Raw genomic sequence first — 10,623 nt, 5'->3', positions numbered from 1 at the left:
TCCCTCGCCACATGACGGGGGTGAGCCTGAAGATTTTTGTTAGATGCCAGGCCGCTATCGCGAGCAGGCTCGCGAGGGCTGTGTGGCAGGCGGCGTGGATTTTTGAGGGTGTACATATCCGTTTCTGCGGTCACGGCGGCTTATGGTTCCGCTTTTACAGCGGGTTACTTGGAAGAGCCCCAAGTAACCAAGGGCTCTTGCCCCTTTCGTTCGGTGCCTCGCCCAGGCTCGGCATTCCCTCGCTCCGGTCCTGCTCCGTGGGCCCGCCGCGATCGGCCATCCATGGCCGTACGCGGCTAACCCGTCATCCATGCCGGGTTGCCCACTGCGCAGAACCTGCGCTCGGCCTCTCGAGGGGGCAAGAAGATCAAAAGCCAAAGCGAGGCGGCCTGACAGCCGACCTGACCACAACTGAACGCCGTTCCCCTGTAGGAGCGAGCTGGCTCGCGAAAAACGCCAGGACACCGCGGGCACTCAGGCAGCCCGCGTTATCGTTGACGTCCATCGCGAGCAAGCTCGCTCCCACAGAAGAGCAGAGCCAAGGCAGGGCTGCGTACACCCACGCTCCTCACCACTCAACAGGCCGAGCGTTAGCTCGCCTGCCGCTTTTGATTTTGATCCACCCGCCCCCTCGGCAGGCTGAGTGGAGGTGTTCATCCGGGGACTGGCGCGCAGCGCCGTTCGACGCAGTCGAACCCATTGCATGTAGGTCGAGTGCAGCCGACCGGAGGGCAATGCCCCCGGAGGAATACCGGAGCGAAGGAACCCCGAGCCTAGGCGAGGGGCCGTACGTAAGGGGCGAGACCTTTTGGTTCCTTTTGGCTGGGCCGGCACACCGGTCGTTTGCCAAAAGGAACTCGCCGTAAGGGCGAAACCGCCAGCCGCCGTTACCAAAAAAACGGATATGTCCCCCCACCCAAAACCCCCACACCCCCAAAGCGATACAAAAAACAAATACGACACGTCATTTTGTGTTTGATATTAATTTATGTATCGCTTATAAAGTTCTCCATGCCCCAGAACAGATTCAAGGCGGGAGACCAACAATGTACGCACAGCTCGTAGAAACCGGCGTCAAGCGCATAAAAGACCTCTCGGAAATGTCCGAACAGGAACGCGCCTTCCAGGAAAAAATCGATTCAGAAATCAAGATCGAAGCCAAGAACTGGATGCCAGATGCCTACCGCCAGACCCTGATCCGGCAGATTTCCCAGCACGCTCACTCCGAAATCGTCGGCATGCTGCCCGAAGGCAACTGGGTCACCCGTGCGCCAAGCCTCAAGCGCAAACTGCAACTGATGGCCAAGATCCAGGACGAAGCCGGCCACGGCCTCTACCTGTACAGCGCCATGGAAACCCTGGGCGCCGACCGCGATGAAGAGATCGCCAAGCTGCACAGCGGCAAGGCCAAGTACTCGAGCATCTTCAATTACCCGACGCTGAACTGGGCCGACATGGGCGCGGTGGGCTGGCTGGTGGACGGTGCGGCGATCGTCAATCAGGTGGTGCTGCAGCGCACCTCCTACGGTCCGTACTCCCGGGCGATGATTCGTATCTGCAAGGAAGAAAGCTTCCACCAGCGCCAGGGCTACGAAATCCTCCTGACCATGATGCGTCATGGCACTCAGGCGCAAAAAGACATGGTCCAGGATGCGATCAATCGTCTGTGGTGGCCGTCGCTGATGATGTTTGGCCCAAGTGACGAACACTCGCCAAACAGCGCGCAATCCATGGCCTGGAAGATCAAGCGCCAGAGCAACGACGAACTGCGCCAGCGCTTCATCGACCAGACCATCCCGCAACTGGAACTGCTGGGCTGCACCTGCCCTGATCCTGACCTGAAGTGGAACGCCGAAACTGGCCACTACGACTTCGGCGCGATCCAGTGGGACGAATTCTACGAAGTGCTCAAGGGCAACGGCCCGTGCAACCAGGAACGCGTCGCCACTCGCCGCAAGGCGATTGAAGACGGTGCCTGGGTTCGCGAAGCCGCCGTCGCCTACGCCCGCAAAAAACAAAACAAGAACGCCGCATAAGGCAATCCGACCCCGTGTAGGAGCTGCCGAAGGCTGCGATCTTTTGGTGGCTTTGAAACCGCCGAGGATCAAGATCAAAAGATCGCAGCCTGCGGCAGCTCCTACAGAAGCAAATACAGTGGAGTAGATGTCATGTCCGAGTGGACCCTCTTCGAAGTTTTCGTACGCAGCAAGCACGGCCTCAACCACAAGCACGTCGGCAGCGTGCATGCCGCCGACACCGCCATGGCCATCGAGAACGCGCGCGAGCTCTACACCCGTCGCAGCGAAGGCGTGAGCCTGTGGGTGGTGCCGTCGGCCCTGATCACCGCTTCCTCGCCGGATGAAAAAGACCCGCTGTTCGACCCGTCGGACGACAAGGTTTATCGCCATGCCAGCTTCTACGAGCTGCCGGCTGAAGTCGGGCACATGTGAGGTCGACCATGAATAACAAGACCGATCTGATCGAATACCTGCTGCGCCTGGGCGACACGGCCCTGATCCAGGGCCAGCGCCTGTGCCAATGGTGCGGCAAGGCGCCGGCACTGGAAGAGGAACTGGCGTTGATGAACGTCGGCCTCGACCTCGTTGGCCAGGCCCGCAACTGGCTCGATTACGCTGCCGAACTGCTGGACGATGGTCGCGATGCCGATGACCTGGCGTTCCGCCGCGACGAGCGTGCCTATCGCAACCTGCTGCTGGTGGAACAACCCAACGGCGACTACGCGGTCACCATCCTCAAGCAGTTCCTGTACGACGCCTGGCACCTGCAAGTGCTCAACGGCCTGACCCAGTCCAGCGATGAACGCATCGCCGGGATCGCCGCCAAAGCTGTGAAAGAGGTCACTTATCACCTGCGCCGTTCCAGCGAGTGGGTTGAGCGCTTGGGCGACGGCACCGAGGAAAGCCACAAGCGCATGCTCGCGGCCATCCCGGAAGTCTGGCGTTTCACCGTGGAACTGCTCGCCGCCGATGACAGCGAACAGCGTCTGTGCGCAGCCGGCATCACCCCGGACATCGCCACCGTTGCCAGCGCCTGGCAGGCCAAGGTCGAAGCGATTTTCGCCAGCGCCACCCTGCCCGTTCCGGCTGCGGCGAGCTACTTCTACCTGAACGCACGCAAGGGCCTGCACACCGAACACCTGGGCATCCTGCTGGCCGAAATGCAGTTCCTGCCACGAGCGTACCCCGATGCAACCTGGTGATCTGATCGCCAGCGACCTCGGCGCCCGGCCGGCACAACCAACCGACCTGGCGGCTGCGTGGGCGATCCTGTCCGAAGTCATGGACCCGGAAGTGCCGGTGGTCAGCGTGGTGGACCTTGGGATCGTGCGCGATCTGGACTGGCAGGCCGGTCACTTGCACGTGGTGGTCACGCCGACCTACTCCGGCTGCCCGGCCACCGAAGTGATCGAAGGCGATATTCGCCAGGCGCTGGAACAGGCCGGTTTCCGCGCTCCGAATCTGGAGCGCCGGTTGACGCCGGCCTGGACCACCGACTGGATCAGCGACAGTGGGCGTGAGCGCCTGCGCGCCTACGGCATCGCACCGCCCGAAGGCAGCACCAGCAAACGCAGCCTGCTCGGTGAGAGCCCGGTGATCGTCTGCCCGCAATGCGGCAGCGCCCACACCGAGGTACTCAGCGAGTTCGGTTCCACCGCGTGCAAGGCGCTGTATCGCTGCGTCGATTGCCGGGAACCGTTCGACTATTTCAAGTGCATCTGAGCGGCGATCGGCCGTCCCAGCTGGAGAACAACAATGAGCAAATTTCACAGCCTGACCATCAAGGATGTGCGCACTGAGACCCGTGACGCGGTGTCCATCGCCTTCGAGATCCCGCAGGACTTGCAAGACAGCTTTCACTTCACCCAGGGCCAGCACCTGGTGATGCGCACCCAGATGGACGGCGAAGAAGTACGTCGTTCCTACTCGATCTGCACCGGGGTCAACGACGGTGAGTTGCGCGTCGCGATCAAGCGTGTGGCGGGCGGTCGTTTTTCTGCATTTGCCAACGAACACCTGAAGGCCGGGCACACCCTGGAAGTCATGCCGCCTGCCGGCCATTTCAGCGTCGAACTGGACCCGACCCGCCACGGCAACTACCTGGCCGTCGCGGCCGGCAGCGGCATCACGCCGATCCTGTCGATCGTCAAGACCACCCTGGAAACCGAGCCCCACAGCCGCGTCACCCTGCTGTACGGCAACCGTTCCAGCTCCGGCGCACTGTTTCGCGAACAGCTGGAAGACCTGAAAAACCGCTACCTGCAACGCCTGAACCTGATCTTCGTGTTCAGCCGCGAGCAGCAGGATGTGGACCTGTACAACGGCCGGATCAACGCCGAGAAATGCGAGCAGCTGTTCAGCCGCTGGCTCGACGTGAAAGCCCTCGACGCTGCATTCATTTGCGGCCCGCAGGAAATGACCGAGACCGTGCGCGACAGCCTCAAGGCCAAGGGCATGAACCCTGAGCGCATTCATTTCGAACTGTTCGCCGCCGCTGGCAGCCAGCAGAAACGCGAAGCCCGTGAGGCAGCCCGCCAGGTGGATTCAGCAGTCAGCCAGATCACCGTGATTAGCGACGGCCGCGCCCTGGCCTTCGACCTGCCGCGCAACAGCCAAAGCATCCTCGACGCCGGCAACGCCCAGGGTGCCGAACTGCCTTACTCGTGCAAGGCCGGCGTGTGCTCGACCTGCAAATGCAAGGTCATCGAAGGCGAAGTGGAAATGGACAGCAACCACGCCCTGGAAGACTACGAAGTGGCCGCCGGCTATGTGCTGTCGTGCCAGGCCTTCCCGATCACCGACAAAGTGGTGCTGGATTTCGACCAGCTCTGACAAGACAGGCATCCCACAAGGACCGCACCGTTTGTCAGATTCGTTTCACCCACAACAAAAACAAAAAACAAGAGAACTTGCCATGAGCCCACAAGACATAGAACTCATCCACCAGCACCCCGACTTCATCCAGCTGGTGCGCCGCAAACAGAAACTCTACTGGCCGCTGTCGCTGATCATGCTGGTGATCTATTTCGGCTTTGTCCTGCTGGTGGCGTTCTCCCCGGCCACCCTTGGCCAGTCCCTGAGCGGCGGCGTGACCACCGTGGGCATGCTGGTTGGAGTTGTAATCGTATTGTTGGCATTCGCCTTGACCGGTTTCTATGTCTATCGCGCCAATAACGTGATCGACCCGCTGAACGACAAACTCAAGCAGGAGTGCGCCCGATGAGCCGCCCTCTTGCGTTGTTCGCGCTGCCTCTGGCGGCAGTCACTGATGTTGCGCTGGCCGCTGACGGTGCGTCCCGTCCCTTGAACTGGAACGCCATCGGCATGTTCCTGCTGTTCGTTCTATTCACCCTCGGAGTGACCCGCTGGGCCGCCTTGCGCACTCGCTCCACCAGTGATTTTTATACCGCTGGTGGTGGCATGACCGGCTTTCAGAACGGTCTGGCGATTGCCGGCGACATGATCTCCGCTGCCTCGTTCCTCGGCATCTCCGCGATGATGTTCCTCAATGGCTACGACGGTTTGCTCTACGCATTGGGCGTGTTGGCCGGCTGGCCGATCATCCTGTTCCTGATCGCCGAGCGCCTGCGCAACCTGGGCAAGTTCACCTTTGCCGACGTGGTTTCCTATCGACTGGATCAGACTCCGGTCCGCCTCACTTCAGCCTTCGGTACCCTGACCGTCGCGCTGATGTACCTGGTGGCGCAGATGGTGGGCGCCGGCAAGCTGATCGAATTGCTGTTCGGCATCGACTACCTCTACGCGGTGATGCTGGTCGGCGTGCTGATGGTGTTCTACGTCACCTTTGGCGGCATGCTGGCCACCACTTGGGTACAAATCATCAAGGCTGTGTTGCTGCTGTTCGGCACCACTTTCATGGCGTTCATGGTGCTCAAGCATTTCGGTTTCAGCACCGAAGCGATGTTCGCCGGCGCCACGGCCGTACATGCCAAGGGCACAGCGATCATGGCGCCAGGCGGGTTGCTGTCGAATCCGATCGACGCGATTTCCCTGGGGCTGGGCATGATGTTCGGTACCGCTGGCCTGCCGCATATCCTGATGCGCTTCTTCACCGTCAGCGATGCCAAGGAAGCGCGTAAAAGCGTGTTCTACGCCACCGGTTTCATCGGCTACTTCTACTTGCTGCTGATCATCGTCGGCTTTGGCGCCATCGTCATGGTTGGCACCGATCCGGCATTCCGTGATGCCAGCGGCGCAATCATCGGCGGCGGCAACATGATCGCCGTACACCTGGCGCAAGCGGTAGGTGGCAACCTGTTCCTGGGCTTCATCTCGGCAGTCGCCTTCGCCACCATTCTGGCAGTGGTTGCAGGTCTTGCGCTGTCCGGCGCTTCGGCGGTGTCCCACGACTTGTACGCTTGCGTAATGCGCAAGGGCCAGGCCACCGAACAACAAGAAATTCGCGTGTCGCGCATCGCCACCCTGTGCATCGGTGTGTTGGCGATCATCCTTGGCCTGCTGTTCGAATCGCAGAACATTGCATTCCTCTCCGGCCTGGTGCTGGCCATCGCCGCTTCCGTGAATTTCCCGGTGTTGTTCCTCTCGATGTACTGGAAAGGCCTTACCACCCGTGGCGCGGTGCTCGGCAGCCTGGCGGGCCTGGTCTCGGCGATTGTCCTGCTGGTGCTGAGCCCGGCGGTGTGGGTCAACGTCATGCATCACGACAAGGCGTTGTTCCCCTACTCCAACCCGGCGCTGTTCTCAATGAGCCTGGCCTTCTTCAGTGCCTGGCTGTTTTCGGTCACCGACAAGTCACCCCGTGCAGCCCTTGAACGCGGCCGTTACCTGGCGCAGTTCATCCGCTCGATGACCGGTATTGGTGCCTCGGGCGCCAGCAAACACTAAATAACGAACGACCTGCGACAGAGAATAAAAATAATGATGCCCGCACGTACTGCACCTTACAAATCGCTGTTTTCGGTAGCCGCTGCATTGAGTCTGCCCGTGATCGCGCCCGACGCGATGGCAGACTTCATCGGCGACAGCAAGGCCCGTATCGAGATGCGCAACCACTACATCAACCGCGATTTCCGTCAGGACAACGCAGCGCAATCCAAGGCCGAAGAATGGGCGCAGGGGTTTACTGCACGTGTCGAATCCGGATTCACCGACGGTACTTTCGGCTTCGGTCTCGACGCACTGGGAGAACTGGGGCTCAAGCTCGACTCCAGCCCGGATCGCCGCGGCACCGGACTGTTGCCGTTTGGTCCGAACAGCCACGAGCCGGCGGACGAGTACAGCGAGCTGGGCTTGACCGGCAAATTGCGGGTGTCCAAAAGCGTGTTGAAACTCGGCACCTTGCAACCGTTGCTTCCCGTGGTCAGCTACAACGATACGCGCCTGCTGGGCTCGACCTTTGCGGGCGGCATGGTGACCAGCCAGGAAATCGATGGCTTGAGCGCAAACGCCGGGCGCCTGACCAAGGCCAACCTGCGTGATTCCTCCAGCAACGATGACATCGGCTACCTCAACGCCAACAGCGATCACTTCGACTTCGGCGGCGGCACCTACGCCTTCAATCCGCAACTGAACGTGAGCTACTACTACTCCAAGCTCGAAGAGATCTATCGCCAGCAATTCGCGGGATTGGTGCATACGCAAGCGCTGGGTAACGGTTTTAGCCTGCGCAGTGACGTGCGTTATTTCGACAGCCGGGGCGATGGCGCCGAAAAAGCCGGGCGTATCGACAACCGTAACTTCAACAGCATGTTCACGCTTTCCCAAGGCGCGCACAAAGTCAGTGCCGCCTATCAGCAATTGTCCGGCGACAGTGCCTTTCCGTTCCTCAGGGGAGGTGATCCCTACGTGGTCAACCTGGTGACCTTCAACACTTTCACCCGCGCCGACGAGGATTCCTGGCAACTGCGCTACGACTATGACTTCGCAGCACAAGGCATTCCCGGGCTGACCTTCATGACCCGTTACACCGATGGCCGCCACGTCAAGACGAACACTGTCGACAACGGTCGCGAATGGGAGCGTGACAGCGACATCGCCTACGTCATCCAGAGCGGCGTGTTCAAGAACGTCAGCCTGCGCTGGCGCAACGTGACCTTTCGCTCTGGTAATGGCTTGAATACCGCCATCGATGAAAACCGCCTGATCGTGGGTTACACCCTGGCGCTTTGGTAATTCCAACATGGCTCGGCCTCGGCCGAGCCACAACCTTTCATAACGAGGAGCAATCCTGATGTCCCACGCCCCTACCCTGCAAAGTTTCATCGCCGGTCGCTGGATCGGCCAACAAGGCGCGCAAATCCTGCGCAGCGCTGTCGACGGCCATGAAATCGCCCGCACCCACGAAGAGCGTCCGGACTTCGCCGAAGCCATCGAGCACGGTCGTCGCCAGGGCGTCAGCGGCCTGATGGCGCTGGACTTCCAACAACGTGCCCAGCGCCTGAAAGCCCTGGCCATGTACCTGGCCGAGCGCAAGGAACAGCTCTACGCGATCTCCCACCACAGCGGCGCGACCCGTGCCGACAGCTGGATCGACATCGAAGGCGGCAACAGCACGCTGTTCACCTACGCCAGCCTCGGCTCGCGCGAACTGCCGTCGGGCAACGTGGTCCACGAAGGCCCGGCACTGCAACTGAGCAAACTAGGCACCTTCGCCGGTACCCACATCCTGGTGCCACGCGGTGGTGTGGCGGTGCACATCAACGCCTTCAACTTCCCGATCTGGGGCATGTTGGAAAAGTTTGCGCCGAGCTTCCTTGCCGGCATGCCGTGCATCGTCAAGCCAGCCAGCGCCACGAGCTACCTGACCGAAGCCGTGGTGCGCCTGATGGACGAATCCGGCCTGTTGCCAGCGGGCAGTCTGCAACTGATCATCGGCGGTACCGGCGACCTGCTGGACCGCCTGCAAGGCCAGGACGTGGTGACCTTCACCGGTTCCGCCGACACCGCCGCCAAGCTGCGGGTCAACCCGAACCTGATTCGCAACTCGGTGCCGTTCACCGCCGAAGCCGACTCGCTGAACTGCGCGATCCTCGCCCCGGACGTCACCCCGGACGACGAAGAGTTCGAGCTGTTCATCAAGGAAGTCGCCCGGGAAATGACCACCAAGGCCGGGCAGAAATGCACCGCCATCCGCCGCGCCATCGTGCCGGCCAAGCACATTGATGCCGTCGCTACCCGCCTGCGCGATCGCCTGGCCAAGGTTGTGGTCGGTGATCCGTCGGTGGAAGGCGTGCGCATGGGTGCACTGGCTTCCCACGATCAGCAGAAAGACGTGGCTGAGCGTCTGGAAGCCCTGTTGCAAAGCAGTGACATGCTGTTCGGCGCCCGTGATGGCTTTGCGCCGCGTGGCGAGAACGTCAGCGAGGGCGCGTTCTTCGCTCCGACCCTGTTGCAGGCTCGCGACCCGCACGCCGAAGGTGGCGCGCACGACATCGAGGCGTTCGGTCCGGTCAGCACGCTGATGGCTTACGACGATCTGGACGAAGCACTGGCGCTGGCCGCTCGCGGTAAAGGCAGCCTGGTGGCCAGCCTGGTGACCAAGGATCCTTCGATTGCAGCTAAAGCCATTCCAGTCGCCGCTGCCCTGCACGGTCGTCTGTTGGTGCTGGATCGTAACTGTGCCGGCGAATCCACCGGTCACGGTTCGCCGCTGCCGCAACTCAAGCACGGCGGTCCGGGTCGTGCCGGCGGTGGTGAGGAACTCGGCGGTCTGCGAGCGGTGAAACATTACCTGCAACGCGCGGCGGTACAAGGCTCGCCAACCATGCTGGCGGCCGTCACCGGTGAATACGTGCGTGGCGCCAAGGTCATCGAGACCGAAGTGCACCCGTTCCGCCGCTTCTTCCAGGACCTGCAGATCGGCGAGTCGCTGCTGACCCACCGTCGCACCGTCACCGAAGCGGACCTGGTGAACTTCGGCTGCCTGTCGGGCGACCACTTCTACATGCACTTCGACGACATCGCCGCCAAGGAATCGCAATTCGGCAAGCGCATCGCCCACGGCTACTTCGTGCTGTCGGCCGCGGCGGGTCTGTTCGTATCCCCCGGCGTCGGCCCGGTACTTGCCAACTACGGCCTGGACACCCTGCGCTTCATCAACCCGGTGGGCATCGGCGACACCATCCAGGCGCGCCTGACCTGCAAACGCAAGATCGACCAGGGCAAGAAGAGCCCGCAAGGCATCCCGCAAGGGGTGGTGGCGTGGGATGTGGAAGTCACCAACCAGTTGGGTGAGTTGGTGGCCAGCTATGACATTTTGACCCTGGTGGTTAAGCGCGAGGATTGATCACAACCTCCTGATCAACCGCTAGCTCCCACACTGTTTTCGGTTGATCGAAAATTCTGTGACCAACCCCATGTCTACTGTGGGAGCTAACCTGCTAGCGATAGGGCCGTCACATTCAAAGTAGATGTTGAATGTGAGGCCGCCATCGCTAGCAGGCTAGCTCCCACACTGTTTTCTGTTGATCGAAAATTCTGTGACCAACCCCATGTCTACTGTGGGAGCTAGCTGTGTAAACCCACCAGGTTGTTCACAGAAGCTATCCGGCTAATCGGCGGTAAATAACTCAGACTGGCATGTGGGCGATGCCAGTTGTACTCATGCAACCACGCCGGCAAGTAT

Annotated in this window: 9 protein-coding genes and 1 pseudogene; 9 read left to right on the top strand and 1 reads right to left on the bottom strand. The window is 61.0% G+C overall.

The features are described 5' to 3' along the window. Positions 1 to 1,046 precede the first annotated feature (1,046 nt). The 9 genes from paaA (at position 1,047) to paaZ (ending at position 10,284) form a co-directional block, all read left to right on the top strand. Positions 1,047 to 2,036: a 1,2-phenylacetyl-CoA epoxidase subunit PaaA gene (gene paaA / locus ACRESJ_RS29905; protein ID WP_431761105.1), complete on the top strand. Its 990-nt coding sequence runs from the start codon at positions 1,047 to 1,049 to the stop codon at positions 2,034 to 2,036. Positions 2,037 to 2,168: 132 nt separating this feature from the next. Beyond that, positions 2,169 to 2,450, top strand: coding sequence for a 1,2-phenylacetyl-CoA epoxidase subunit PaaB (gene paaB / locus ACRESJ_RS29900; protein WP_431761104.1), 282 nt, complete (start codon positions 2,169 to 2,171; stop codon positions 2,448 to 2,450). 8 nt (positions 2,451 to 2,458) lie between these two features. Continuing rightward, positions 2,459 to 3,220, top strand: coding sequence for a 1,2-phenylacetyl-CoA epoxidase subunit PaaC (gene paaC, locus ACRESJ_RS29895; protein WP_431761103.1), 762 nt, complete (start codon positions 2,459 to 2,461; stop codon positions 3,218 to 3,220). Further along, a complete protein-coding gene (gene paaD, locus ACRESJ_RS29890; protein WP_431761102.1) occupies positions 3,207 to 3,740 on the top strand; it encodes a 1,2-phenylacetyl-CoA epoxidase subunit PaaD in 534 nt (177 codons plus the stop codon). The genes paaC and paaD overlap by 14 nt, the downstream gene beginning before the upstream one ends. Positions 3,741 to 3,773: 33 nt before the next feature. After that, positions 3,774 to 4,850 (top strand): 1,2-phenylacetyl-CoA epoxidase subunit PaaE, encoded by a 1,077-nt coding sequence (paaE, locus tag ACRESJ_RS29885; protein ID WP_431761101.1) that lies wholly within the window; start codon positions 3,774 to 3,776, stop codon positions 4,848 to 4,850. 82 nt (positions 4,851 to 4,932) lie between these two features. Continuing rightward, positions 4,933 to 5,241, top strand: a complete 309-nt coding sequence (locus ACRESJ_RS29880) for a DUF485 domain-containing protein (RefSeq protein ID WP_431761100.1) — start codon at positions 4,933 to 4,935, stop codon at positions 5,239 to 5,241. Then, the gene (locus ACRESJ_RS29875; protein WP_431761099.1) at positions 5,238 to 6,884 is read left to right on the top strand and encodes a cation acetate symporter; all 1,647 of its coding nucleotides are present in this window, start codon (positions 5,238 to 5,240) and stop codon (positions 6,882 to 6,884) included. The genes ACRESJ_RS29880 and ACRESJ_RS29875 overlap by 4 nt, the downstream gene beginning before the upstream one ends. Positions 6,885 to 6,917: 33 nt before the next feature. Beyond that, positions 6,918 to 8,171 (top strand): OprD family porin, encoded by a 1,254-nt coding sequence (locus ACRESJ_RS29870; RefSeq protein ID WP_431761098.1) that lies wholly within the window; start codon positions 6,918 to 6,920, stop codon positions 8,169 to 8,171. A gap of 58 nt (positions 8,172 to 8,229) precedes the next feature. Further along, positions 8,230 to 10,284, top strand: a complete 2,055-nt coding sequence (gene paaZ, locus ACRESJ_RS29865; protein ID WP_431761097.1) for a phenylacetic acid degradation bifunctional protein PaaZ — start codon at positions 8,230 to 8,232, stop codon at positions 10,282 to 10,284. A gap of 221 nt (positions 10,285 to 10,505) precedes the next feature. On the opposite strand, the pseudogene ACRESJ_RS29860 reads toward paaZ, so the two are convergent. Continuing rightward, positions 10,506 to 10,623, bottom strand: a pseudogene (locus ACRESJ_RS29860) (IS481 family transposase); the annotation flags it as partial.

The organism is Pseudomonas sp. (assembly GCF_050739655.1).
Lineage (GTDB): Bacteria > Pseudomonadota > Gammaproteobacteria > Pseudomonadales > Pseudomonadaceae > Aquipseudomonas.
Note: the sequence above shows the minus strand (reverse complement) of the source record. Positions and strands in the feature narration are given on the sequence as shown.